The following is a 26,174-nucleotide window of genomic DNA, read 5'->3' on the forward strand; positions in this document are numbered from 1 at the left end:
GGTACAAGTGGTAAGGGCAAAACGTAAATTAGATCATATTGAATACGCTCTTTCTACTGGTCAGTCTCGTACGCATGGCTTTCATGATATTGATTTTGTGCATCAAAGCTTGCCAAATTCAAATTATGACACAATAACATGTGAAACAAAAATCGGCGAACTTTCACTAAGTTCGCCGATTTTTATCAATGCGATGACTGGTGGTGGAGGAGAGAAAACGTTACATATTAATGAGCAATTAGCATATGTAGCGAAACATCATAACCTTGCTATGGCTGTAGGTTCGCAAATGGCGGCGTTAAAAGATGAAAGTGAAGCTGCTTCTTATAAGGTGATCAGAAAGGTAAATCCAAATGGTATTTTCTTTGCTAATTTAGGTAGTGAGGCAACAATCGAACAGGCAGAGCGTGCCGTTGATATGATTGAAGCGAATGCATTGCAAATTCATTTAAATGTCATACAAGAGTTAACGATGCCAGAAGGAGACCGTGATTTTACTGGAGTACTTCAGCGCATTGAGAAAATTGTTTTAAATAGTAAAGTTCCTATCATTGTAAAAGAAGTTGGATTTGGGATGAGTAAGGAAACAGTGCAGCAGTTAGCGAACGTAGGTGTAACAGCAATTGATATTGGTGGGCAAGGTGGTACGAATTTTGCTGCTGTTGAAAATGAAAGAAGACAGCGAATGCTTTCTTATTTTAATAACTGGGGCATACAAACAGCAACCTCGATTATTGAAGCAACCTCTACAAATAATAACCTCTCTTTTATTGCATCTGGGGGCATACAAACAGCGCTTGACGTAGCGAAAGCGATCGCATTAGGGGCGAATACAACTGCGTTTGCTGGTTACTTTTTACGTATTTTAATGCAAGATGGTATCGAGAAGTTAGTGGATGAAATTGAGCTTCTACATACAGATTTGAAATTTATAATGACAGCTCTTGGTGCGAAAACGATAGAAGAGTTGCAATCTGTACCTCTTGTTGTAAAGGGTGAAACGTATCATTGGTTAATGCAGCGTGGTATTGATACTGCGCATTATAGTAGGAGATAAAAAATCAACCGTTCGGTTGATTTTTTTGTTCTATTCTTTTTCGTAATATAAAGTGGAGAAAGGAATTAGTATTATATAAAAATATCATTTCGTAAAAATTGCAATTGAAAAAGGGTTGAAAAATGTAGATGGTGTGTTGTCGAATTACTGGAGAGAACTTAATTTTTAATAGGAATAGGTGAAGATAAAAAGAAGTAATGGGAGGATATAGTGTGAAAAATATTATTTCAATATAAATAGAAAACATTAAACTGATTATGTAAAAGACGGTTTCGTACAATATCGAAACCGTCTTTTTGCATTAATTAGTGCTGGTTTTGTTTTCGAGCCTGTTCTGGTGTATCAAGTCCAGTTGCACCTGGATATTGTAGTGATTGATCACGATCGGATTCAACGCGGCGTGATTCTCGTAGTTTTCGTTCTTGGCGATCTTTACCCATAATGAATAACACCTCCTTGTTAAAAGTGTTGCTGTTATAAGAAAAAACTATGCGTAAATAAAGTGGATTAACTTTCATAAAAAGTTCCCATAATGGAAAACATAGGAGGTGAAGTTGATGGATGGAAGTACTTTTTATTTTGTAGCTTGGATAGGGTGGATCATTGTAACCTTTTTTATGAAAAAGGACCTTATTCGGTGGAAGTTAGGCGCTTGTATACTGATTTTTATAATTTGCTCTCCGTTACATGTAACGATCGCCTCATTCGTGGTATCAGTAAATGCTCTTTTACTTTGTATTATTTCTTTTATAGGGATCACGCTATATTCTGTCTGGAAAAAATTATATAGCTTACTTTCGGCGCTTATTATTGCAATGTTATATACAAGTTTTCATCTGTTAGAAATATATGATCCGATTTGGATTGTGGTGGATAGAGTGTTTCTGCTAAGTAGTGCTCTTGTGTATGCATCGGTGTTATTGCATGGAGATCGCATATTACGATTATGTTCTCTATATGTAGGGATGTTACAAGGAGAGCTGCTAGTGACATTTATTTTTAGGAAATTGAATTTTCCATATGATTACGGTAGTTTAGCATTTTTTGATATCGTCGCCATTTCTACATTATTCATGGCAATATTGTTTTGGATTGCAAAAGCATCAGTATACATGGAACGGTTTAAGAGAAAAACACGTAAAAGAAAGGCGAGGGTAATACATGACTGAATATACACCAGCCATTTTATGCGGCGTAATAGCGGGGACAGTTACAAGGGTGCTAATGCTTCGGACGGATACGCGGCAATATCCGACGAGGCTACATGGGAAAATTATTCATATTGCAATGGGGTTAATTGCAGCTGCTTTAGGAGCGATTGCAATCCCGTCTATTTTGAAAAAAGATTTTTCTGCCATTACATTTCTTACATTAGCAGCGACACAATTTCGTGATGTACGTAATATGGAAAGAAATACGCTTCAACAATTAGATGGGTATGAGCTCGTACCGCGTGGAAATACATACATTGAAGGAATTGCATTAGTTTTTGAAAGTCGCAACTATTTGGCGATGTTAACGTCGTTTGTGACGACGTTTGCATATATAGGGTTTCGTTCGTGGATTGCTGGAGTAATTATGGCGATCATCGCATTTTTTATTGCGAAAAAATTAATGTCTGGCAGAAGGTTACATGATCTTGTTGATATCGAGCATGTTCCGCTTCGGTTTGAAGGGGCGGGGCTATATATTGATAATATTTACATTATGAATATTGGATTGCCAGCAAGACAAGAAGAAATTATGAAATATGGTATGGGTTTTATTTTAAAGCCGAAATCAATTGATGCGATGGTTACAATCTCAAATTTAGGGCAACGACAAGCTATTTTACACGATGTTTCAGTAGCGTTAGGGATTTATAGAGATTCTGGTACACCAGCGCTTGTACCGTTAGCAAAGCGTGATTTAGAGGATGGCAGGGTTGGGATTTTTGTCCTGCCGCAAGATCAAGATGCAGAGAAAGCGATAGGTGTCATAGGAAATGTACCAACGTTAGAAAGTGCTGTCCATATGTCATCGGAAGCCCCGAAAGGAAGGGGAGATAAGAGATGATGTTAGAAAGTGTTATTCTGGCAGTTATAACAACGACTCCAGAAAAATTTGCAGGTGGTGCTCCTTTATTCGTTTGCGAATCGACAGAGGAACTAGAATTTGTTGCAAATAATTTAGAGGCAATTTTAGATGGTATTGCACATCGCTTACAAGAGAATGTATATATTATTGTGAAACATTAGCAACGTGTGTTATAATGTGAGGTGTTTTGATACGTTGAGAAATATTCTGGAATGCAAATCCCTTCTTGCACAAAGAAGGGTTTTTTACATAATAAACAGAAGCAAGTTGAAAGGATGAAAGTATATGCCGAAACCAGTAATAGCGATAGTAGGTCGCCCGAACGTAGGGAAATCTACTATTTTCAATAGAATTGTTGGAGAAAGAGTTTCAATCGTAGAAGATATTCCAGGTGTAACGCGCGATCGTATTTATAGCGCTGGAGAATGGTTAAATCATGAATTTAACATTATTGATACGGGCGGAATTGATATTGGAGACGAGCCGTTTTTGACACAAATTCGTCAACAAGCTGAAGTAGCAATTGATGAAGCGGATGTTATCATTTTTATGACAAACGGTCGTGACGGTGTAACAGCAGCTGATGAAGAAGTTGCAAAAATTTTATATCGTTCAAATAAACCGGTTGTACTTGCAGTAAATAAAGTGGACAATCCGGAAATGCGCAGTGACATTTATGACTTTTATGCATTAGGATTTGGTGAACCATTCCCAATTTCAGGTACACACGGATTAGGGTTAGGTGACTTACTAGACGAAGCTGCACAACATTTTCCAAAGATTGAAGAAGATGGATATGATGAAGACACAATTCGTTTCTCTTTAATTGGACGTCCAAACGTAGGAAAATCATCACTTGTAAATGCTCTTCTTGGTCAAGAGCGTGTAATTGTTAGTAATGTAGCAGGAACAACTCGTGATGCTGTCGATACACCATATAGTAAAGATGGAAAAGATTATGTAATTATTGATACAGCTGGTATGCGTAAAAAAGGAAAAGTGTATGAAAGTACAGAAAAATATAGTGTACTTCGTGCGCTAAGAGCGATTGAACGTTCTGACGTTGTTTTAGTCGTTTTAGATGGTGAAGAAGGAATTATTGAGCAAGATAAAAAAATCGCTGGATATGCTCATGATTCAGGGCGAGCTGTTGTTATCGTTGTAAATAAATGGGATGCAGTAGAAAAAAGACGAAAAAACAATGAAAGCATTTGAAGAAAATATCCGTGCTCATTTCCAATTCTTAGAATACGCACCAATTGTTTTCTTATCTGCAAAAACAAGAAAACGTACACAAACATTAATACCGGTTATCGATGAGGTAAATGAAAGTCATAGTATCCGTATTCAAACGAACGTATTAAACGATGTAATTATGGATGCGGTAGCGATGAATCCGACGCCAACTCATAATGGTAGCCGTCTGAAAATTTTCTATGCAACACAAGTTGCGGTAAAACCACCGACATTTGTTGTGTTTGTAAACGATCCAGAATTATTGCACTTCTCATATGAGCGTTTCTTAAAGAATCGTTTACGTGAATCATTTGGCTTCGTAGGAACGCCGATTCACATTATCGCTAGAGCAAGAGACTAATGGAGAGGATGTGATTTTATGACAAAAATCACAGTAGTAGGAGCAGGTAGCTGGGGAACAGCGTTAGCGATGGTATTAGCTGACAATGGACATGATGTACGTATTTGGGGAAATCGCCCAGAACTTATGGATGAAATTAATACGAAACATGAGAATAGTCGATATCTCCCAGGCATTACATTGCCAAGCACAATCGTAGCCTACTCTTCTTTAGAAGAAGCATTAGTAGATGTAAATACAGTACTGCTAGTAGTACCAACGAAAGCGTACAGAGATGTATTACAAGAGATGAAAGAAATTGTTACTGAACCAATTACTTGGATTCATGCGAGCAAAGGAATTGAACCTGGTACGTCAAAACGTATTTCGGAAGTGATTGAGGAAGAAATTCCAGAGCACTTAATTAAAGATGTTGTTGTACTGTCTGGACCGAGTCATGCTGAAGAAGTCGGTTTACGACAAGCGACAACAGTTACGTCTGCAGCAAAGCGTATGGAAGCGGCTGAGGAAGTACAAGATTTATTTATGAATAGTTATTTCCGTGTATACACAAATCCAGATATCGTTGGAGTTGAACTTGGTGGTGCGTTAAAAAATATTATCGCATTAGCTGCTGGTATAACTGATGGTCTTGGATTAGGTGATAATGCAAAGGCGGCATTGATGACACGTGGTTTAACAGAGATTGCTCGTTTAGGAAGAAAAATGGGCGGGAATCCGTTAACGTTTGCTGGTCTAACTGGTATGGGAGACTTAATTGTAACTTGTACAAGTGTTCATAGCCGAAATTGGCGCGCTGGAAATATGCTTGGAAAAGGACACTCTTTAGAAGAAGTGTTAGAAAGCATGGGTATGGTTGTGGAAGGTGTAAGAACAACGAAAGCTGCTCATGAATTGGCAGAGAAAATGGAAGTTGAAATGCCGATTACAGCTGCTTTATATGACGTGCTGTTCAATGGGAATAACGTAAAAGATGCGGTAGGCTCATTGATGGGACGTGTTCGAAAACATGAAGTGGAAGCTATACCTGATTTACTGTAAAGAAAAGCGACAGAAGTACATTTGTACTTCTGTCGCTTTTTTATTTTTTGGGTCTTTTCACCATTTTTTCATTTTTGCATAGGATGAAGAGTAACTTGAGGAGAGGGTGAAAAGAATGGATAATAACATTTTTAATAATATTGAGAAGGAAGCGAAAGTAAATAAAGAGGATATTTTTAAATTAGCATCATCCGTGCAAAATGCGAATTTACGTGATGAAACTGTACTTCGTCAATTAATTCATCAAGTGGCTCTTATGGCGGGACGTGAAGTGCCGAAAGAGCAAGAGGATCAAATTGTAAAAGCGATTATTAATAATAATATGCCAACAGATTTTGGCTCGTTAAGCAAAATGTTTAAAAAATAAATTATGAGAAACAAAGAGTTTGTAGATTGCATATGATAGCCATGAAAGAATGGGAATAGAGCTGTTTTTGGGCATATTTGGTCAACCGAAGCGAGAGATACAATCGCTTCGGTTTTATTTTTGTCTAGATTGGTGAGAGATGCTGGAAAACCTATTGATTAAAGTTACATATTCGCAATTTGTAGTAAAAAGTTCTTTTTGTATTTGTTTAAAGATTTTAATTTGTTAAAATAGTATAAAAATAGATTAATAAAAAGGGGTGTGTATATGTCAGAAGGGCTTATGAAAATGTGGTTAGCTTTAGGGGCAATTGGATTTATGTTTTTTGCAGTAAGTTTTATTTTATTAAGTAGACATAAAATAAAGAATAAATTTTTGAAAGGGATTACAGCGTTAGTAGCGTACACCCTTATGATTGTGTCAGGAATTGTTATTTTTCTTGTTGTATTTAGTGGACCTGTACAGCAGTAAATGGAATGGTCTCGAAAATACTACATATGGAGCAAGTTAGATTAGTATGAAAAGGTGATGGTAGTGAAAAAATTCCATATTATTTTAATATTTTGTTGTATGAGCCTTTTAACTGGGTGTCTGTATCCGAAAGAAAATATGAAGCAAAATGCGGTTCCTTATGAAGATCAGCTACAGGTTGTTCAAAAAGCTGTTGTGACATTTAAGGAGCAAAATGATGGAATATTGCCAATTAAGACGAGGGATATGAGTACACCTATTTATCAAAAGTATCCGATCGATTTTCAACAGATTGCCCCGCGTTACATACAAGAAGCGCCAGGGAATGCGTATGAAAGTGGAGGAGTATACCAATACGTATTAATAGACGTTGAAACAAATCCAACAGTAAAGTTAATTGATGTTAGGATAGCTGAACAAATTCAGGAACTATCTTTAAAGCTTAGGATGTATCGTGATGAACATCAATATCCACCTTTTAAAAAAGTAATTTCAGATGGTGTATATGAATTGGATTTCAAAAAACTAGGATATAAAGATGTGCCACAAGTGACAAGTCCATATTCTGGTAAAGGACTTCCTTTTGTAATTAATGAAAAAGGAGAAGTTTTTGTTGATTATAGAATCGACTTATATGACGCTTTGAAAAGAAATGAAGGGCAGTTTACGGAGGGAGAAGATATTCGAAATATGCTTTCGAAAGGTTCCCCGTTTGTACCAGCTTATTCTTTACCGTACACAGTAAAGGACGGAGAACCAATTTTTTTAAAATGATAAGTCATGAACCTTTCTTTTAGTGAATAAGTTCTAGAAGAAAGGTTTTTTATGTTATACAACTTACGATGCAAACAAAAGATATTTTTTAATAGTCATATGAAATTGGACAAAATTATATGATATATTGTCCGAACTTCTAGAATACCATTATATTATATCAGATATTATAGGCAACGTTAGAGAAGGTATTAGTTGACTATAAACGCGGAATTATTCCCAAAAATTTTGAGGGAGGGAATCACTTGGAAAAGGTAGATATTTTTAAAGATATTGCAGAACGAACAGGCGGTGATATTTATTTTGGAGTTGTAGGAGCTGTTCGAACAGGGAAATCAACATTCATTAAAAAATTTATGGAACTTGTAGTTATTCCAAACATTGAGAATGAGTCTGACCGTCAAAGAGCGCAGGATGAATTGCCTCAAAGTGCTGCTGGTCGTACAATTATGACGACGGAACCGAAGTTTGTTCCAAACCAAGCGGTTTCTATCGAAGTAGATGAAGGACTTGAAGTGAATATTCGATTAGTAGATTGTGTTGGATATACGGTTCCTGGAGCGAAGGGCTATGAAGATGAGAATGGCCCGCGCATGATTAATACCCCTTGGTATGAAGAACCTATTCCATTCCATGAAGCTGCAGAAATCGGCACGCGTAAAGTAATTCAAGAACATTCAACAATTGGTGTTGTAATTACAACAGATGGAACAATTGGTGAAATTCCAAGAAGAGATTATATAGAGGCAGAAGAACGCGTTGTAAATGAGTTGAAAGAAGTAGGAAAACCTTTCATTATGATAATTAATACGGTACAGCCGTATCATCCAGATACAGAGCAATTACGCCAAAGTTTATCAGAAGAATATGATATCCCGGTTATTGCAATGAGTGTGGAGAGTTTAAGAGAAACAGATGTATATAATGTACTTCGTGAAGCGCTATTTGAATTCCCTGTATTAGAAGTGAATGTGAATCTTCCGAGCTGGGTAATGGTGCTAAATGAAGGGCATTGGTTGCGTCAAAGTTATCAAGAAGCAGTTCAAGAAACTGTGAAGGATATAAAACGTCTTCGTGATGTGGATCGCGTTGTTTGGCAGTTTAGTCAATATGAATTTATTGATCGAGCGAGCCTAGCTGGCATTGATATGGGGCAAGGTGTGGCGGAGATTGATTTATATGCGCCAGATGAATTATATGATCAGATTTTAAAAGAAGTAGTAGGAGTAGAAATTCGAGGGAAAGATCATTTATTAAAGCTTATGCTCGATTTATCTCATGCGAAAATAGAGTACGATCAAGTGGCGGATGCACTGCGTATGGTTAAGCAAACAGGATATGGTGTAGCAGCGCCTGCATTAGCGGATATGAGCTTAGATGAGCCAGAAATTATTCGTCACGGTTCAAGGTTTGGTGTGAAGTTAAAAGCGGTAGCGCCATCTATTCATATGATTAAAGTAGATGTAGAGTCAACGTTTGAGCCGATTATTGGTACTGAAAAGCAAAGTGAAGAATTAGTTCGTTATTTAATGCAAGATTTTGAAGATGACCCGTTATCAATTTGGAATTCTGATATATTTGGACGTTCACTTAGCTCGATTGTTCGAGAAGGAATTCAGGCGAAATTATCTTTAATGCCAGAAAATGCTAGATATAAATTAAAAGAAACGCTAGAAAGAATTATTAATGAAGGATCTGGCGGATTAATTGCGATTATACTATAAGAAAAAATCCCTCTCACTGTAGAGGGATTTTTTGTTTTTTTGATTATAAAATAGAAAAATAAACAGTCATTATCTAATACATTGTTGTAAATTGTCAAGTTTCATCAGATTTTCACATTTTCAGAGTAACAATTTCCTTAAAAATATTGAATTATAAAGGAGAATCGTATAATATAGGCGTTGATAATGATTTATCTACATCTTTGTAGTATAGAATTTGCAAAAATTGCCTACAAATGAAAGTAAGACTCATTTTATGATCATTATACAGTCTTATCTTTGGGAGGAGGTGAATGGCATGAACAAGACAGATTTAATCAATGCTGTTGCAGAAGCAAGTTCCCTTTCTAAAAAGGACGCAACAAAAGCAGTAGACGCTGTTTTTGATTCTATCTTAGAAGCTTTAAAACAAGGTGATAAAGTACAACTGATCGGATTCGGTAACTTCGAAGTTCGTGAGCGTGCGGCTCGTAAAGGTCGTAACCCACAAACAGGTGAGGAGATTGAAATCGCTGCAAGTAAAGTACCTGCATTCAAACCTGGTAAAGCGTTAAAAGATGCGGTTAAATAATCCTTACATATTAACAGGGAAGAAGAGTTTCCTTTTTGGGAACTCTTCTTTTTGCTTTTAAAAACATAAATATGCTAGAATGTGTTCGTATCACTTTTAGGTTTTCGGGAGGGCTAGCGGATGGCAAAAGTTAATTTAGAACAAATTGAACATGCAGTACGCCTTATTTTAGAGGCGATTGGGGATGACCCAAATCGTGAGGGAGTACTTGATACACCAAAGCGTGTTGCAAAAATGTACGCAGAAGTGTTCTCAGGTATGCATGAAGATCCGAAAGAGCATTTGCATAAAGTATTCGGAGAAGATCACGAAGAGCTTGTACTAGTAAAAGATATACCATTTTATTCGATGTGTGAGCATCATTTAGTTCCATTCTATGGAGTTGCTCACGTTGCATATATTCCGCAAGGTGGAAAGGTGACAGGGTTAAGTAAATTAGCTCGTACCGTAGATACAATTGCACGTCGCCCACAACTGCAAGAACGTATTACATCAACAGTAGCGAACTCTATTATGGAAGTACTAGAGCCTCATGGTGTAATGGTGGTAGTAGAAGCAGAACATATGTGTATGACGATGCGTGGTGTAAAAAAACCAGGTGCGAAAACAGTAACGACAGCAGTGCGTGGTGTGCTTGAAAATGATGCTGCAGCGCGCAGTGAAATTTTATCGTTTATTAAAACGAAGTAAAGAAAAGCGGGAAACTGCTTTTTCTTTTTTTTTTTAGTAAATAAATGATATAGTTTTAACTAGACAGAGTGAGATTAGAAAGATTGCTTACATGAATGGCAGGTGTAGCCAAGTTTTGGTTATAGAAAATAGAGTGTATGTGTTATAATAAGTTTTATGAATTAGAAAACAAGGGTGATTTTTTGTGTGTGACATCTACGGAGGGTATGCGGGTATAAAAGAAAAATTGATGGAGAAATTACGCCATCCTTACTTTATAAACTATATTGAAGAACCATTTATTGATGAAGAAAAGATAGCATTGTTATATGGTGCTTTAAAGAGTGCAAACTTACATATAGAACAAATTGAGCATTACGTAGTAACAATTATGCTTGTACAAATTGCGCTTGATACGCATGAAAGGGTATCAAATAAAGCAGGCGAGGAAGAGATTGAATTCCATAAATGTCGTCAATTAACAGTACTTGCAGGCGATTACTATAGTGGACTATATTATTATTTATTGTCTATGAATCGTGATATTGTTTTAATTCGTGCACTTGCTGAAGGAATTAAAGAGATAAATGAACACAAAATTATGTTATACCAAAAAGCGCATGAAACGACGGATGACATAATGAAAAGCGTAGTAGCGATTGAGTCTGCGCTCCTTCAAAAAACATGTGATCATTTTCATTTATCACATTGGAAGCCATTTATTACATACGTATTAGGTGGAAATCGCCTTCAAAAAGAAATTCAATTGTATGCTGATAAGCAACATTCACCTGTTTTTCAAGCTATGCAAGATGCTTTAGGGGATAAAGCAGAAGTAGTGATTAATGGTTGGATGAAGGAATTGAGAAAGAAAGAAAAACAATTTTTAGAAAATCACACAGACATAAATGAAATAAATTCTGTGTTAAGGAATAAATAGAAGACATAAGCAATTTTACATTGGAAGAAGGTACGAGCATGCAACAATCAAAAGAAGAAAGAGTACATGACGTATTTGAAAAGATTTCTGATAAATACGATGTGATGAATTCTGTAATTAGCTTTCAAAGACATAAAGCGTGGCGTAAAGAAACGATGCGAATTATGGATGTACAACCAGGTAGTCAAGCGCTTGATGTATGCTGTGGAACCGCAGATTGGACAATTGCGCTAGCTGGAGCCGTAGGTGAACAAGGAAAGGTTGTTGGCTTAGATTTCAGTGAAAATATGTTATCTGTCGGTAAGCAAAAGGTAGAGGCGTTACAATTAAAACAAGTAGAACTTCTACATGGGAATGCAATGGAACTTCCGTTTGAAGATAATACGTTTGATTATGTGACGATTGGGTTTGGTTTACGTAACGTACCGGATTATATGCACGTATTAAAAGAAATGACACGTGTAGTAAAACCAGGTGGAAAAGTAATCTGTTTAGAAACATCTCAACCAACAATGATTGGTTTTCGACAAGGGTATATTTTATACTTTAAATATATCATGCCGTTATTTGGAAAGATGTTTGCGAAAAGTTATAAAGAATATTCATGGCTTCAAGAATCTGCTAGTACGTTCCCAGGGATGAAAGAATTGGCTCAAATGTTTGAGCAAGCTGGACTTGAACGTGTGCAAGTGAAACCATTTACTTTCGGGGTAGCAGCGATGCATTTAGGTATTAAACCAGAATCAAAATAGAAAAAAGAAGTTTTAGGTTAAGGTGAACAATATGAAGTTACAACTTATGTACTCTTTTTTACGATCGGATATTAATGTGATAGAAAAAGAATTAAAAAAGACAGTCGCTTCTGAACAGCCATTAGTAGAAGAGGCAGCATTACAGCTTATTGAAGCTGGTGGGAAACGAATTCGTCCTGTATTTGTGTTGCTTGCAGGGAAATTTGGAGATTATAAGTTAGATGCGATTAAGCATGTTGCTGTTGCGTTAGAACTTATTCATATGGCTTCTCTTGTTCACGATGATGTTATTGATGCTGCATTTTTACGACGCGGCAGTGCGACTGTGAATGCGAAATGGGGAGATCGTATTGCGATGTATACAGGGGACTATTTGTTCGCTAAGTCTCTTGAATGTATAACAAATATCGAAATCCCAGAGGCGCATCAAGCGTTATCACATACTATTTTAGAAGTCTGTAAAGGTGAAATTGAACAAATTAAAGATAAATACAATTATGACCAAAATTTAAGAACGTATTTAAGAAGAATAAAGCGAAAAACAGCATTATTAATTGCCGCGAGTTGTCAATTGGGAGCGATTGCTGCTGGTGCTAATCGTGATACAGTAAATCGTCTATTTTGGTATGGGTATTTTGTAGGAATGTCTTATCAAATTATTGATGACATTTTAGACTTCGTTTCCACAGAAGAGAAACTTGGAAAACCTGCTGGTGGAGATTTATTACAAGGAAACATAACGCTCCCTGCTTTATATGCGATGGAAGATCCAGTACTTCGTCAAAAAATCACATCTGTACATGAAAATACAACAGCAAGTGAAATGCAAGAAATTATTGATGCTGTAAAAAATAGTCCAGCAATTGATCAAGCATTTGCGTTTAGTGAACGTTATTTACATAAAGCTTTAGAAATAATAAAACCACTCCCACGTGGAAAAGCAAAGTATGCATTACAAAATGTTGCAAAGTATATTGGAAAACGAAAATTTTAATGTTTATTCTAAAAAATAAAATAATCTCTCTATTTCAAAACTATTGCACAATTGTGATAAGGGTGATAATATGTGTGTGGGGATATACAATTACATACATAATTCAGAAGTGGAGAGATTTTTTATGGAAAAAACATTTCTAATGGTAAAACCAGACGGTGTACAACGTGCCTTCATTGGGGAAATTGTAGCTCGTTTTGAGAAAAAAGGCTTTCAATTAGTTGGTGCAAAATTAATGCAAGTCACTCCGGAAATTGCTGGACAACACTACGCTGAGCATAAGGAAAAACCTTTCTTTGGTGAGTTAGTAGACTTTATTACATCTGGACCTGTATTCGCAATGGTATGGCAAGGTGAAGGTGTAGTAGATACAGCGCGTAACATGATGGGGAAAACAAGACCACATGAAGCAGCTCCTGGAACAATTCGTGGAGATTTCGGTGTAACTGTTGCGAAAAATATTATTCATGGTTCTGATTCTTTAGAAAGCGCAGAGCGCGAGATTGCTATTTTCTTTAAAGAAGAAGAATTAGTTGACTACTCAAAATTAATGAATGAATGGATTTACTAATTATTTTGAAATAATTTGTAAACGCTTTAATCACTGTGATAATAGTAAAAAGTGCAAGGAGAATAGGGGTATTCTTCTTGCACTTTTTTTATTTTCAATTAGTTACGAAGTTTGAGCTGTTATGATATATTGATATTTAAATTAGGCCTATCGGAAATATAGAATAAGAAAATGGTCGATTTATGATATAATTTCTTTAATATTTTTAGAATGATAAAAGTTAATATAGTGAGATAAATACATATACGAAAAGAGGAATAACGTATGCGATATATTACAGCTGGTGAATCTCATGGTCCGCAACTTACAACGATTATAGAAGGTGTTCCAGCAGGATTGTCTTTAGTAGCGGATGATATAAACGAAGAGTTAGCTAGAAGGCAAAAGGGATATGGGCGTGGTAGACGCATGCAAATTGAAACGGATCAAGTGCAAATTTTAAGTGGTGTTAGACATGGAGAAACATTAGGTTCCCCTATTGCACTCGTTGTTGAAAATCGTGATTTTGCCCATTGGACAAAAATTATGGGGACAGAGCCTTTAACTGAGCAGGAAGAAAAAGAGATAAAAAGGAAAGTGACAAAACCAAGGCCTGGGCATGCTGATTTAAATGGTGCAATTAAATATGGTCATAGAGATATGAGGAATGTACTGGAACGTTCGTCAGCGCGCGAAACGACGGTGCGTGTTGCTGCTGGTGCGGTTGCTAAAAAGGTGTTAGCAGAACTTGGTATTAAAGTGGCGGGCCATGTAATTGAAATTGGCGGTGTACAAGCTAAGGAGGTTACGTATAGTTCAATTGAAGAATTAAAGAGTATTACAGAAGCATCTCCTGTACGTTGCTTAGATGACGAAGCTGGTAACCAAATGATGAAAGCGATTGATGATGCGAAAGCAAATGGTGATTCAATTGGTGGAATCGTTGAAGTAATTGTGGAAGGAATGCCAATTGGAGTAGGTAGCTACGTGCATTATGATCGAAAACTGGATGCGAAATTAGCAGCTGCAATTATGAGTATTAATGCTTTTAAAGGTGTCGAGATTGGAATTGGTTTTGAAGCAGCGCATAGACCGGGAAGTGAAGTTCATGATGAAATTCTATGGAATGAGGAGCATGGATATACAAGAAGAACAAATAATGCAGGTGGATTAGAAGGCGGTATGACGACTGGAATGCCAATTGTTGTGCGCGGTGTGATGAAACCGATACCTACACTTTATAAACCTCTTCAAAGTGTAGATATTGATACGAAAGAGCCTTTTACAGCGAGCATTGAACGTTCAGATAGTTGTGCAGTGCCAGCAGCTAGTGTCGTTGCAGAAGCGGTTGTGGCTTGGGAATTAGCAACAGCTTTAATAGAACAATTCGGATTAGATCGTATGGAACTAATTCGTGAAAATATTGAGAAACATAATGAATATGCGAGGGGATTTTAATGGGAAACATACATATTCAAACGAAATCAAAAGAATATGATGTACATGTTGGTAAAGAAGCGTTGTCAAACTTAACAATGATCGTTCAAAATATGCAGCCAGCTGTATCTAACGTAATGATCATTTCAGATGAAGCTGTTGCATCACTACATTTACAGACAGTTATCGATGCATTACAAGTGGAGCAGGACGCGTTTTCATTTGTTGTACCAAGTGGCGAAAAAGAGAAGTCTTTCGAAAATTTCTATGCGGCTCATACGTCAGCTCTTGAAAATAAATTAGATAGAAATTCTTTAATTCTTGCACTTGGAGGCGGAATGATTGGAGATTTAGCTGGTTTTGTTGCTGCATCTTTTATGCGGGGTATTCGCTTTGTGCAGGTTCCGACGACTTTATTAGCGCACGATAGCGCAGTAGGTGGGAAAGTAGCGATTAATCATCCGTTAGGTAAAAATATGATTGGTGCATTCCATCAGCCAGAAGCGGTTGTATATCATACACCGTTTTTACAGTCTCTTCCTGAAAAAGAGTGGCGTTCAGGTTATGCAGAGGTGATAAAGCATGCTCTTATTGGTGATGTGGAGCTATATCATTGGTTAAAAGAAGAAGTGCAAACATTAGCGGATCTTCGTGATGAGAAGTTAATCCATATATTAACGAAGGCGATTCCTGTAAAGGCAAATGTTGTGTCACAAGATGAAACAGAGAAGGGTGTACGTGCCCATTTGAACTTTGGACATACGTTAGGACATGCTCTTGAAAAAGAGCTAGGGTATGGGAATATTACTCACGGTGACGGCGTAGCGGTTGGAATGTTATTCGCCATATTTTTAAGTGAGCAAGTGTACAAGGTTGATCTTGCTTATGAAGATATGAAGCAGTGGTTCTTGAAATACGGCTATCCAAAAATGCCAAGAGATTTGAATGTAGAGCGCCTCGTTCAATTGATGAAACAAGATAAGAAAGCAAATGCAGGAGCAATTCATATGGTGCTTATGCAGGAATATGGGGTAGTGAATGTCGTATCTATTTCAGATGAGACTGTTCATATTGCGTTAGAGGCATTTCAAAAAGATATGGTTTAAAATGATAGCGAAGTGTTGTGAAGTGCTCATTTAGAGGTATTCTCGTAATAGTGACGGTTATGATAAAAGATTACAGTAAGGGGCTATAACTGTATTGTAATCAAATTGAATGAAATGACTGGGGGAAGAAAAATGAGAGTGAAAGAGCAATTGTTAACTTTGAGAGCGTATGTGCCTGGGAAAAACATTGAAGAAGTAAAAAGGGAATATGGATTATCGAAAATTGTGAAATTAGCATCGAACGAAAATCCATTCGGTTGCTCAGCACGTGTGACAGAAGCATTAACTTCTTTAGCGAGCCAATATGCCCTTTATCCAGATGGATATGCCTTTGAACTTCGGACAAAAGTAGCGAAACATTTAGGTGTAAAAGCAGAACAATTACTATTTGGTAGTGGATTAGATGAAGTCATTCAAATGATTAGCCGAGCGTTATTACATGAAGGAACAAACGTTGTAATGGCGAATCCTACGTTTTCACAATATCATCACCATGCTGTTATTGAAGGAGCAGAAGTTCGTGAAGTATCACTTAAAGGTGGTATTCACGATTTAGATGCAATGCTAGAGCAAGTAGATGAGAAAACGAAAATTGTATGGATTTGTAATCCGAATAATCCAACAGGTACATATGTTGAGAAACAAAAATTACTTTCATTTTTAGAATCAGTTCCTAAGTCGGCTCTCGTTATTATGGACGAAGCATATTATGAATACGCGGAAGCAGAAGACTATCCGCAAACATTACCACTTCTTGAAAAGTATGAAAATCTTATGGTTTTACGCACGTTTTCAAAAGCATATGGTTTAGCTGCTTTTCGTATCGGATATGCGATTGGGGATGCGAAGTTAATCGGACAGCTAGAAGTAGCTAGGTTACCATTCAATACATCAACTGTAGCCCAATCTGTAGCACTCGCTGCATTAGAAGATCAAGCCTTTTTACAAGATTGTGTGCAAAAGAATGCTGAAGGTTTAAATCAGTATTATGCATTTTGTAAAGAATATAACGTATTCTATTATCCATCTCAAACAAATTTCATTTTCTTAAAACTTGGTATACCGGGTAATGAAGCTTTCGAACGATTAATGAAAAAAGGATATATCGTTCGTTCTGGTGCTGCATTTGGTATCGATGATGGTATTCGTATTACTGTCGGTTTGAAGGAAGAAAATGATGAAATTATAGAGTTGCTGAAAGAGCTTGTAAATGAGCAAGTACAGAAAGAAGAAACATATTCTTAAGAGATTGTGAAGGCTCCTAGTATAGGAGCCTTTTTTATCGCATTCAAAATAAAGGTTGAAGACTGCTAATTAAGTTATTCTGTAAACCACGGTTTGTATGGCTTGATAATTAGTGAGAGAAGTTATTTGCACGGTCATAAAAGAAAGCGGTACAATAGAGGATGATGATAAGGTATCGGTGTCATATCCGAACCTTTTGAACAATTAACTACTCTGTAAGAAGAAGTATAAGAAGAAGCATGCTCATTCTAAAGGTTGCGTTCTAACAGTGAGTTGCTTATGATAAATGAACAGAAGAGAATATTTTTTAGAATTAAAGGAGACGTTTATGCAAAAGTTTGAACAAGCTGTTTCATATATTGAAAATGGTGAAGCGGAAAAAGGATTACAATTATTAAAAGAACAATTAAAAATTGCGAATGATGAAGAGAAGTATGATATCGCTCGTTACTATCATACGCTTGGATTTACAGATGAGGCATTAGCAATTACTGAAGACTTACGTTTACTGTATCCAGAAGAAAGTGAATTCACTGTATTTTTAGCAGAATTATATATTGATCTAGATAAAGAAGATGAAGCGATTGAAGTGCTTCATGATATTCCAGAAAATGACGATTTATATGTTCAATCGTTATTACTTGTTGCAGATTTATTCCAAATGCAAGGTTTTGATGATGTAGCAGAGCAAAAACTATTAAAGGCGAAAGAAATGATGCCTGATGAACCTGTTATTACGTTTGGGTTAGCAGAATTATATAGTAGTAAAGGTGAAGAACAAAAGGCAATTACTTATTATGAATCGCTATTAGCGGAACATAAAGTAATGGGTGGTGTTGTGATCGCACTTCGCCTCGCAGAAACGTTAAGCGCGATCGGAAACTGGGAAGAAGCGATTTCTTATTATGAAGCAGGCCTAGAGGAACAAAAAGATATTCACTCATTATTTGGATATGCCTTTACATTATACCAAGGTGAAGAATATCAGAGAGCAATTGGTGCTTGGCAAGAACTAAAAGAATTAGACCCTGAGTACGCATCACTGTACATGTATTTAGCGAAAAGCTATGAAAAAGAAGGAATGCTTCAAGAAAGCTATGAAACGCTTCATGAAGGAATTAAAGTAGATGAGCTTTCAGTTCCATTTTATGTAGAGTTAGCGAACATTGCGGCGAAATTAGGAAAAATAGTAGAAGCAGAGGAAGTTCTTCAAAAAGCGCTTGAGTTAGATCCAGGGCATTTAGGTGCAACATTAAAATATGCATATATCTTAAAAGAACAAGAAAAGTACGAAGAGTTAATTGCAATTGTAGAGCGTGCTATTGATAGTGGAGAACCAGATACACAACTACTTTGGGATCTTGCGTATGCAAAAAAACAATTAGAAATGTATTCGGATGCATTAAAACACTATGAAAGTGCATATACTTCTTTTAAGAATCATCCAGACTTCTTAGAAGAGTACGGTTATTTCTTATTGGAAGAAGGAAAACGAAAAGAGGCGAAAGAAGTATTTACCCAGTTATTACAACTAGACCCGACACAAATTCATATTGAAGAGTTGTTATATAATTTAGAGGATTTTTCATAAGTTGGAAGGAAACTGAATGCCGCTTCTTGAATCTAAAAAGAAAAGAGAAAGACAGAGGAGGGACTTAATTGCTATGAATACCCCTGTTTCTGTAAACGAGAAGAAGGATTTTGTAAAATGGTTTTTGAATAATTACCAACTGAAACAGCGTGAATGTGTATGGATTCTGAATTATTTAATGAGTCACGACCAATTGATGCATAAAGTCCACTTCGTAGAGCATGCAAAATATTGTCCGCGTGGCTTAGTGATGTCAGCGAATTGTGTGAAAGACACACCGTTTCACTTTTTTAAACAAAATGTTATGACAACAGATGCTGAAAAATCGTTTCATGATATTCGTTTAAATCGAGATGAGGATATTTATATTCAACTCAACTTTAAATCATCGTTTCAAAATGCGAATTATGTAGCTGTATTAGAAGAAAACCCATATTTACCAAAGCATATTGAAGTAAATGAAAAAGATCGTTTACTTGCAGAAAGGTTTTTGGAAGAAAGTGTATTTTCGTTTAGGAGAGAACGCCTTTTGAAACAAATTGATGAAGCGTTAGATAAGCAAGATAAGGAAGCGTTTCATAGATTAACGGCAGAGTTAAAGACTTTATAGAATTTATTTGGATTAATTAATTTTTACAAATTTCAGACTTTTATCAAGAAAAACTACCTATATTGGGTAGTTTTTCTTTTTTACCTCTTTTAGTGTGGTTTAATATATATAAAGTGAAAGTTCTGTCATTTGCAAGTGAAGGAGGGAAGGGATTTGAAGTGGATTGTAAAAGATGTAGAACAGTTTGAGCAAGCAAGAGAGTATGTTGATACAGGAGTAATACCGCTGTTATCAATTTCGGCAGCAAAAGAAATGAAAATGGTTGTAGAACAAGGTGAATTTATCGAATTGTTGAGCACGGAATTGGAAAGAGAGTATAAAGGAAGAGTGCTTTTACTGCCTGCGTTTACGTATTTGGTAGAAAGTCAAAAGAATGAAAAAGGTCGTTTGCAAGAATGGACAAATCATTTACGAAGTGAAGGTTTTAAGCATATTGCTTATGTTACAAGTGATTTTTCATGGAAAGAGGATATGCAAGAGTTACAGGGAGATTTATTTTGGTTTCCTTCATTAGCGTTAGAACAATTTAGTGATCAAGCAAAAAGAGAAGTTATTCATGCGCATATAAAAAATATAATGGTGATGTTGGAAGAGAAATGGGGAAACTCGCAATAAACAGAAAGTTCTTATTATTATGAGTAGTATGATATTGACCTGTGCATGAGCGTATTATATCATGATAGTGTCCTAGTTTTTATTTTTTATATAATTTATCACGAGGGGACAATTTCTGATAGAGGGGGGAAATTTTCGTGAGCGACAAAGAACATCGCGTGTCAAGAAGACAATTTTTAAATTACACACTCACAGGGGTAGGAGGCTTTATGGCTGCCGGTATTTTAATGCCGATGACGCGATTTGCGCTTGATCCGGTGTTAAGAAAAGAAGCGGGAACAGATATGGTTGCTGTTGCGCAAGTAAAGGATATTACAACAGAGCCGAAGCGTTTCGATTTTAAAGTGAAGCAGGTTGATGGTTGGTACAAGTCTGAAGAACCAAAATCGGCTTGGGTTCATAAAGATGAAAGCGGAGACATTGTTGCGTTCTCTCCAGTATGTAAACATTTAGGATGTACAGTTAACTGGAATTCGGACAAAGCACATCCGAATCAATTCTTTTGCCCATGTCACGGGGGGCGTTATACAAAAGATGGGATTAACATTAAAGGTACGCCACCCCTTGCTCCGCTTGATGTGTACGAGTCTAAAGTGAAAGATGGAACGCTGTATCTAGGAAAAGCGAAGCCAAGAGGGGGTGCAAAGTAGATGTTAAATAAAATTTATGATTGGGTGGATGAAAGATTGGATATTACACCAATATGGCGTGATATCGCTGATCATGAAGTACCTGAACATGTAAACCCGGCACATCACTTCTCTGCATTCGTCTATTGCTTTGGAGGACTTACCTTTTTCGTTACTGTAATTCAAATTTTATCTGGAATGTTTTTGACGATGTATTATGTGCCTGATATTAAAAATGCTTGGGAATCAGTTTACTATTTACAAAATGAAGTTGCTTATGGGCAAATTGTTCGTGGTATGCACCACTGGGGTGCTAGTCTCGTAATTGTAATGATGTTTTTACATACACTCAGAGTTTTCTTCCAAGGTGCGTATAAAAAGCCCCGTGAGTTAAACTGGATTGTTGGTGTTCTTATTTTCTTTGTTATGTTAGGTCTTGGTTTTACCGGATATTTATTGCCGTGGGATATGAAAGCTTTATTTGCTACAAAAGTAGGGATTCAAATTGCAGAGCAAACACCGCTCATTGGTCCTTATATTAAAACATTACTCGCTGGTCATTCCGAAATTGTTGGCGCTCAAACATTAACTCGCTTCTTTGCTATTCACGTCTTCTTCTTACCAGCAGCACTTCTAGGTTTAATGGCCTTCCACTTCATCATGATTCGCAAACAAGGTATTTCCGGTCCACTATAAGAGATTGCTAAATTAAAGGGGAAAGAACAAAAGGAGGGAGATTATGCATCGCGGCAAAGGGATGAAGTTTGTAGGAGATTCTCGGGTACCAGTAGCTCGGAAACCAAATATTCCAAAAGACTATTCTGAATACCCAGGGAAAACAGAAGCATTTTGGCCGAACTTCTTGTTAAAAGAATGGATGGTTGGTGCAGTTTTTTTAATCGGTTATTTATGTTTAACAGTGGCGCATCCGTCGCCGCTTGAGAGAATGGCGGACCCAACTGATGCTGGATATATACCACTTCCAGATTGGTATTTCTTATTCTTGTATCAGTTATTAAAGTATTCTTATGCTTCCGGTTCATTTACTGTAATTGGAGCATTTATTATGCCAGGGATTGCGTTTGGAGCATTACTGTTAGCTCCATTTCTTGATCGAGGTCCAGAAAGACGTCCATTGAAGCGTCCTGTGGCAACTGGATTTATGCTTTTAGCAATTGCATCGATTATTTTTTTAACTTGGGAATCTGTAGCACACCACGACTGGGAAGCTGCAAAAAAACAAGGAGCAATTGTAAAAACAGCGCCAGTTGATAAAAATGATGATGGCTATAAATTAATGCAAAAAAATACTTGTTTAACATGTCATGGTGACAATTTACAGGGCGGGGCAGCAGCACCGGCACTGCAAAACTTAACTTTAAAGCCAGAAGAAATTGCTAAAATTGCGAAAGAGGGAAAAGGTTCAATGCCTAAAGGTGTATTTAAAGGTACGGATGAGGAACTGAAGAAGCTTTCGGAATTCGTTGCAAAGTATAATAAAAAATAATAAAAAGCTGACTACAAAATTTGTAGTCAGCTTTTCTATTTAGTTGGATGAAGTTTGTTATAATAGAGTAGGATTTAATGAATGAATTACTTTGCTTGAAAGGTGTTGGACATACGGATTGGTGTACTTGTATGCAATGTTAAGACAACGCTCGGTATTATTATTTTTATTAATTGTTAACATATTAGGTACAATTTACGGATTTATATGGTACGGAAATCAATTGAAAGAAACGTCACCTATATTTTGGCCGTTTGTACCAGATAGTCCTATGGCGAGTCTCTTTTTTGTCTTTGTTTTAATTGCTTTTTTGGCAAAGAGAAACTGGGGATTAATAGAAGCGTTAGCGATTGTAACTTTAATAAAATATGGTATTTGGGCTGTTGTTGTAAACGGGATTATGATTTACGTAAAAGGGCCTATTGGCCTTATGGGCTACATGTTAATGCTTTCGCACTTTGCGATGGCAGTACAAGGATTTTTATATGCTCCATTCTATCGCATAAAAAAATGGCATTTTATAGTAGCAGCTGTGTGGACGTTGCATAACGATGCAATTGATTATTTATTTTGGCAAATGCCGCGATATGGAATTATGCATTTGTTTGTAGAGGAAATTGGTTATTTTACGTTTTGGTTAAGTATTGCTGTACTATGTATTACATATTATTGTTGCTTACGTGAGCAAAGGAAACAATTTTCTTTATGATGGTTAGAACATTTAGGGGGAGAACATGGAGAAAAATAAGAGTGGTACAAAAATATTGGATCGATTGATTACTTTAGTTGTTTCATATAGCATAGCATTTTCTATTTTTGCACTCGCAACAACGGCAGTTATCTATGGAAAATGGCTGTATTATTTTGAAATTGATTTTTTAAATATTCCTGATTTAGCGGATATGACGAAGGATGAAATTAAAAGAAATTACGATGTGCTTATTACATATTTATCCCCGTTTTATGACGGAGCATTACATTTGCCAACATTAGATATGTCCACAAATGGCCGTATTCATTTTGTAGATGTTAAAAATATTTTAGTAAAGATTCAATATGTGATGTATGCGACAAGTATGATTGCAGTGATAGGCGGAATTTATTTATTAAAAAAGAAAAATGAAAAGTTTTTACTGCACGGATCGATTTTAACAATCATTTTTCCGATAGCGCTTATGTTACCAATTGCTATTAATTTTGAAAAGAGTTTTGTATTATTCCATAAACTTTTATTTAGTAATGATTATTGGGTTTTTGATCCTGAAAAAGATCCAATTATATTAATGTTACCAGAAGAGTTCTTTATGCATGCTGCGTGTGCTATTTTATTATTCATTTTAGGTGGTAGTATACTTTGTTACAGTTTATATCGATATTTCGTAAAAAAGAAAAGGATGTCACAGAAAAAATTCTCTGCTTAAAGAGAATTTTTTCTTTGTAAAATGATAATATATTTTTCGGTCTAGTTCTGTTCTATTCTTGTCCAAATTAACATATTTTGTACTAGTAGTTATAGGGGGGACCGGGATGAAGAGAACATTAATTGGATTGATAGCATTTCTAATTATAATGTTTCCGTTACGTATATATGCTGAAGAGTGGAATGAGCTAACAGGGTTGTTAGACGACTCGTTACAGTTAGTGAAGCGTAATGAAGATGAAAAAGCGGTACAAGTATTACAACATTTCTCGGAGCAATTTTTAATAAAGGGGAATGAAAAGAAGCAGGAAGTAACACCAGATCAAGTTAGAGTTATTTCTTTAGCTTACGATAAGGCGCAACAATCGCTCTCTGAAGAAGGTTTAGGTAAGCAAGCTAAAATTGATAATGTGCTGGCATTACAACTTGCTGTTGATGCACAAGTATCGAAATATCAACCACTTTGGATGGAAAGAGAAAGGAAAGTAATGGATGCCTTTTCTCAAATGGAAAAAGCGATGGAAAAAGAAGATGCTGGGCAGTTTCAACAAACGTTAAATACGTTTTTAAATGAATTCAATATTATTTATCCAAGCTTAATGATTGCTTTGCCAGAAAACGAGGTTCAGCGTGTAAATGTTCATTTATCTTATTTAGATGAATTTCGTAACGTTATGTTAAAAACGAAAGGCGGCCAAATGCAATTAGGGATTATTAAAGGGGATTTGCAAAAGATATTTCACACAGTAAAAAAAGATGAAATTGCACCCTCTCTCATTTGGTTTATGACAATTACTGGGGGACTTATTTTCTTCACATTAACTTATGTTGGATGGAGAAAGTATAAAGGAGAGAGAGAAAAAAGAAAAAGTAATGTACATTCTAAAAATAGATAATGCAATAAATAAAGATATGGATTGTAAGGTTTATTCATTGACAATAGTAGCAGAAGAAAATAGAATGAGAAGTACTATAATTAAAACTTCAATGGAGGTTCATGATGTTTTATTTAATTTACTTCGCGATCATAATGATCATACCGTTGTATGCACAGTCAAGAGTACGTAGTGCCTATAGCAAGTATTCACAAGTTTATTCAACATCAGGTATGACAGGAGCGGAAGTGGCTCGAAAAATTTTAGATGAAAATGGATTATACAACGTAGCTGTAGAAGAAACACCAGGTCATTTATCAGACCATTATGATCCAACCGCTAAGACGGTTCGATTATCAACAGATAACTATTATGGACATTCAGTTGCTGGTACAGCAGTTGCAGCACACGAAGTAGGACACGCAATTCAAGATGCAAAAGATTATAAATTTATGCGCGTTCGTCATTCGTTAGTGCCAGTTGCAAACTTTGGTTCGAATATGTCTTGGATTTTCGTCCTAATCGGTATATTTGCACAAATGTCTGGTTTGTTGTTATTAGGTATCATTTTAATGGCAGCAGGTGTTGTGTTCCAGCTCGTTACATTGCCAGTTGAGTTTGATGCGTCAAAGCGCGCAATGCAACAAATTGAAGCGTTAGGTATTGTATCAACAGATGAATATGGGCAAGCTCGTAAAGTATTAAATGCGGCAGCATTAACATATGTAGCAGCTGCAGCTGTAGCGGTATTTGAATTATTACGTCTCGTATTAATGTATACTGGTATGCAGCGTAGCGACGACTAAAGACTATCAATTTTGATAGTCTTTTTTGTTGTATGGATTGAATTATATAATGTATTGCAAATAGAAATAATAGAAGTAATGCGGAAAGGCGGTGGGGGAAATGAAATATCCAGACCATTTAGTAAAACAAGTGCAAGAGCGCAGTGCTCCTTATCAACTAGAAGGTTTTTTAAGTGGACAAGGTCCTGAAAATCCCAAATTTATGTTGTTAGGAGAAGCGCCTGGTGAAACAGAAATTCATAATGGGATTCCGTTTAGCGGGAGGGCGGGAAAACAATTAATGGATTTTTTAGAGCGTATTGATGTTACAAGGGAAGAAGTATATATTACGAGCGCTGTTCGAAGTAGACCTTATAAATGGCGAGAGAAAAAAGAAAGAAATGGTGAAATCATACAAAAAAAGTATAATAGAACGCCAAATCAGGGAGAAATAGTTGCCCATGCGCCTTTGTTAGATTATGAATTAGAGAAAATACATCCGAAGCTTATCGTCACGCTTGGAAATATCGGTCTTCAACGTTTAACAGGAAAAAATAAAAAAATCACAGATGTACACGGGCAATTATTAAAACAGCCCATTCAAAAATTAAAGGATATGCAAAGTGCAGAGTTTACATGGTCAGAGAAAGAATATCATGTTTTTCCGACTTTTCATCCAGCTTCCATTTTTTATAATCGGAGTTTATTGGAGCTTATTCATGAGGATTTTGAGAAGCTTAAAAGACTTGTAATAAAAAACTAGAAAAGCTA

The 26,174-nt window shown here is 36.3% G+C and carries 30 protein-coding genes and 1 pseudogene; 30 read left to right on the plus strand and 1 reads right to left on the minus strand.

Annotation, left to right across the window (positions count from 1 at the left end; genetic code table 11):
- Window positions 1-7 precede the first annotated feature (7 nt).
- On the plus strand, window positions 8-1,057 hold the full coding sequence (locus tag HMPREF1014_RS19445) for a type 2 isopentenyl-diphosphate Delta-isomerase (protein WP_000251037.1): 1,050 nt from the start codon (window positions 8-10) through the stop codon (window positions 1,055-1,057).
- A 305-nt stretch (window positions 1,058-1,362) separates the two neighbouring features.
- On the opposite strand, the gene HMPREF1014_RS31365 is transcribed toward HMPREF1014_RS19445, so the two are convergent.
- Complete coding sequence (locus HMPREF1014_RS31365; protein WP_000513900.1) at window positions 1,363-1,497, minus strand: YpzI family protein; 135 nt, start codon at window positions 1,495-1,497, stop codon at window positions 1,363-1,365.
- Between the two features lie 117 nt (window positions 1,498-1,614).
- Between HMPREF1014_RS31365 and HMPREF1014_RS19455 the strand changes: the two genes are divergently transcribed.
- The 29 genes and pseudogenes from HMPREF1014_RS19455 to HMPREF1014_RS19595 all read left to right on the plus strand — a co-directional run bounded on the left by HMPREF1014_RS19455 (window position 1,615) and on the right by HMPREF1014_RS19595 (window position 26,166).
- Window positions 1,615-2,226 (plus strand): YphA family membrane protein, encoded by a 612-nt coding sequence (locus HMPREF1014_RS19455; RefSeq protein WP_000349095.1) that lies wholly within the window; start codon window positions 1,615-1,617, stop codon window positions 2,224-2,226.
- On the plus strand, window positions 2,219-3,112 hold the full coding sequence (locus HMPREF1014_RS19460; protein WP_000141601.1) for a YIEGIA family protein: 894 nt from the start codon (window positions 2,219-2,221) through the stop codon (window positions 3,110-3,112). The genes HMPREF1014_RS19455 and HMPREF1014_RS19460 overlap by 8 nt, the downstream gene beginning before the upstream one ends.
- On the plus strand, window positions 3,109-3,294 hold the full coding sequence (locus HMPREF1014_RS19465; protein WP_000979059.1) for a capping complex subunit for YIEGIA: 186 nt from the start codon (window positions 3,109-3,111) through the stop codon (window positions 3,292-3,294). The genes HMPREF1014_RS19460 and HMPREF1014_RS19465 overlap by 4 nt, the downstream gene beginning before the upstream one ends.
- A gap of 124 nt (window positions 3,295-3,418) precedes the next feature.
- Window positions 3,419-4,730 (plus strand): annotated as a pseudogene (gene der, locus HMPREF1014_RS19470) (ribosome biogenesis GTPase Der).
- Window positions 4,731-4,748: 18 nt separating this feature from the next.
- Window positions 4,749-5,771, plus strand: a complete 1,023-nt coding sequence (locus HMPREF1014_RS19475) for an NAD(P)H-dependent glycerol-3-phosphate dehydrogenase (protein ID WP_000161763.1) — start codon at window positions 4,749-4,751, stop codon at window positions 5,769-5,771.
- Window positions 5,772-5,886: 115 nt separating this feature from the next.
- A complete protein-coding gene (locus HMPREF1014_RS19480; RefSeq protein WP_000369754.1) occupies window positions 5,887-6,138 on the plus strand; it encodes a stage VI sporulation protein F in 252 nt (83 codons plus the stop codon).
- A gap of 267 nt (window positions 6,139-6,405) precedes the next feature.
- Entirely contained in the window at window positions 6,406-6,609 is a 204-nt protein-coding gene (locus HMPREF1014_RS19485; protein WP_001289004.1) for a DUF2768 domain-containing protein, read from the plus strand.
- 63 nt (window positions 6,610-6,672) lie between these two features.
- A complete protein-coding gene (locus tag HMPREF1014_RS19490) occupies window positions 6,673-7,383 on the plus strand; it encodes a YphF family lipoprotein (RefSeq protein WP_000713406.1) in 711 nt (236 codons plus the stop codon).
- Window positions 7,384-7,628: 245 nt separating this feature from the next.
- Window positions 7,629-9,107, plus strand: a complete 1,479-nt coding sequence (gene spoIVA / locus HMPREF1014_RS19495) for a stage IV sporulation protein A (RefSeq protein WP_000416519.1) — start codon at window positions 7,629-7,631, stop codon at window positions 9,105-9,107.
- A gap of 298 nt (window positions 9,108-9,405) precedes the next feature.
- Entirely contained in the window at window positions 9,406-9,678 is a 273-nt protein-coding gene (locus tag HMPREF1014_RS19500; RefSeq protein ID WP_001043860.1) for an HU family DNA-binding protein, read from the plus strand.
- 120 nt (window positions 9,679-9,798) lie between these two features.
- The gene (folE, locus tag HMPREF1014_RS19505; protein WP_001151482.1) at window positions 9,799-10,368 is read left to right on the plus strand and encodes a GTP cyclohydrolase I FolE; all 570 of its coding nucleotides are present in this window, start codon (window positions 9,799-9,801) and stop codon (window positions 10,366-10,368) included.
- A gap of 184 nt (window positions 10,369-10,552) precedes the next feature.
- Window positions 10,553-11,287 carry a heptaprenyl diphosphate synthase component 1 gene (locus HMPREF1014_RS19510; RefSeq protein WP_000332850.1) on the plus strand — a complete coding sequence of 245 codons (735 nt, stop codon included), beginning with the start codon at window positions 10,553-10,555 and terminating at the stop codon, window positions 11,285-11,287.
- Window positions 11,288-11,325: 38 nt separating this feature from the next.
- Complete coding sequence (menG, locus tag HMPREF1014_RS19515; RefSeq protein ID WP_001187674.1) at window positions 11,326-12,039, plus strand: 2-heptaprenyl-1,4-naphthoquinone methyltransferase; 714 nt, start codon at window positions 11,326-11,328, stop codon at window positions 12,037-12,039.
- A 31-nt stretch (window positions 12,040-12,070) separates the two neighbouring features.
- Window positions 12,071-13,033, plus strand: a complete 963-nt coding sequence (gene hepT, locus HMPREF1014_RS19520) for a heptaprenyl diphosphate synthase component II (protein ID WP_000776079.1) — start codon at window positions 12,071-12,073, stop codon at window positions 13,031-13,033.
- 124 nt (window positions 13,034-13,157) lie between these two features.
- Window positions 13,158-13,604: a nucleoside-diphosphate kinase gene (gene ndk, locus HMPREF1014_RS19525; RefSeq protein WP_000415883.1), complete on the plus strand. Its 447-nt coding sequence runs from the start codon at window positions 13,158-13,160 to the stop codon at window positions 13,602-13,604.
- Between the two features lie 264 nt (window positions 13,605-13,868).
- Window positions 13,869-15,041: a chorismate synthase gene (gene aroC, locus HMPREF1014_RS19530; protein WP_001269390.1), complete on the plus strand. Its 1,173-nt coding sequence runs from the start codon at window positions 13,869-13,871 to the stop codon at window positions 15,039-15,041.
- Window positions 15,041-16,126: a 3-dehydroquinate synthase gene (gene aroB, locus HMPREF1014_RS19535; RefSeq protein WP_000526808.1), complete on the plus strand. Its 1,086-nt coding sequence runs from the start codon at window positions 15,041-15,043 to the stop codon at window positions 16,124-16,126. The genes aroC and aroB overlap by 1 nt, the downstream gene beginning before the upstream one ends.
- A 132-nt stretch (window positions 16,127-16,258) precedes the next feature.
- Complete coding sequence (hisC, locus tag HMPREF1014_RS19540) at window positions 16,259-17,371, plus strand: histidinol-phosphate transaminase (RefSeq protein WP_001264034.1); 1,113 nt, start codon at window positions 16,259-16,261, stop codon at window positions 17,369-17,371.
- 328 nt (window positions 17,372-17,699) lie between these two features.
- Entirely contained in the window at window positions 17,700-18,962 is a 1,263-nt protein-coding gene (locus HMPREF1014_RS19545; protein ID WP_001168671.1) for a tetratricopeptide repeat protein, read from the plus strand.
- A 73-nt stretch (window positions 18,963-19,035) separates the two neighbouring features.
- Entirely contained in the window at window positions 19,036-19,572 is a 537-nt protein-coding gene (locus tag HMPREF1014_RS19550; RefSeq protein WP_001095925.1) for a ReoY family proteolytic degradation factor, read from the plus strand.
- A gap of 153 nt (window positions 19,573-19,725) precedes the next feature.
- Window positions 19,726-20,187, plus strand: a complete 462-nt coding sequence (locus HMPREF1014_RS19555; RefSeq protein WP_000871314.1) for a YpiF family protein — start codon at window positions 19,726-19,728, stop codon at window positions 20,185-20,187.
- 137 nt (window positions 20,188-20,324) lie between these two features.
- Window positions 20,325-20,837, plus strand: coding sequence for a menaquinol-cytochrome c reductase iron-sulfur subunit (qcrA, locus tag HMPREF1014_RS19560; RefSeq protein WP_001280593.1), 513 nt, complete (start codon window positions 20,325-20,327; stop codon window positions 20,835-20,837).
- On the plus strand, window positions 20,838-21,512 hold the full coding sequence (qcrB, locus tag HMPREF1014_RS19565) for a menaquinol-cytochrome c reductase cytochrome b subunit (RefSeq protein ID WP_000932700.1): 675 nt from the start codon (window positions 20,838-20,840) through the stop codon (window positions 21,510-21,512). It begins immediately after the preceding gene.
- 43 nt (window positions 21,513-21,555) lie between these two features.
- Window positions 21,556-22,323, plus strand: a complete 768-nt coding sequence (gene qcrC, locus HMPREF1014_RS19570) for a menaquinol-cytochrome c reductase cytochrome b/c subunit (protein WP_000554603.1) — start codon at window positions 21,556-21,558, stop codon at window positions 22,321-22,323.
- Window positions 22,324-22,441: 118 nt separating this feature from the next.
- Window positions 22,442-23,032: a lipoprotein heptaprenylglyceryl N-acetyltransferase LhaT gene (gene lhaT / locus HMPREF1014_RS19575; protein WP_025967075.1), complete on the plus strand. Its 591-nt coding sequence runs from the start codon at window positions 22,442-22,444 to the stop codon at window positions 23,030-23,032.
- Between the two features lie 25 nt (window positions 23,033-23,057).
- Window positions 23,058-23,744 (plus strand): lipoprotein intramolecular transacylase Lit, encoded by a 687-nt coding sequence (lit, locus tag HMPREF1014_RS19580; RefSeq protein WP_000414370.1) that lies wholly within the window; start codon window positions 23,058-23,060, stop codon window positions 23,742-23,744.
- Window positions 23,745-23,850: 106 nt separating this feature from the next.
- A complete protein-coding gene (gene ypjB, locus HMPREF1014_RS19585) occupies window positions 23,851-24,639 on the plus strand; it encodes a sporulation protein YpjB (protein WP_000831583.1) in 789 nt (262 codons plus the stop codon).
- A 101-nt stretch (window positions 24,640-24,740) separates the two neighbouring features.
- Window positions 24,741-25,424 carry a zinc metallopeptidase gene (locus HMPREF1014_RS19590; RefSeq protein ID WP_058839490.1) on the plus strand — a complete coding sequence of 228 codons (684 nt, stop codon included), beginning with the start codon at window positions 24,741-24,743 and terminating at the stop codon, window positions 25,422-25,424.
- A 100-nt stretch (window positions 25,425-25,524) separates the two neighbouring features.
- On the plus strand, window positions 25,525-26,166 hold the full coding sequence (locus HMPREF1014_RS19595; RefSeq protein WP_000876871.1) for a uracil-DNA glycosylase: 642 nt from the start codon (window positions 25,525-25,527) through the stop codon (window positions 26,164-26,166).
- Window positions 26,167-26,174 lie beyond the last annotated feature (8 nt).

This window comes from Bacillus sp. 7_6_55CFAA_CT2, from assembly GCF_000238655.1.
Taxonomy (GTDB): Bacteria; Bacillota; Bacilli; order Bacillales; family Bacillaceae_G; genus Bacillus_A; species Bacillus_A cereus.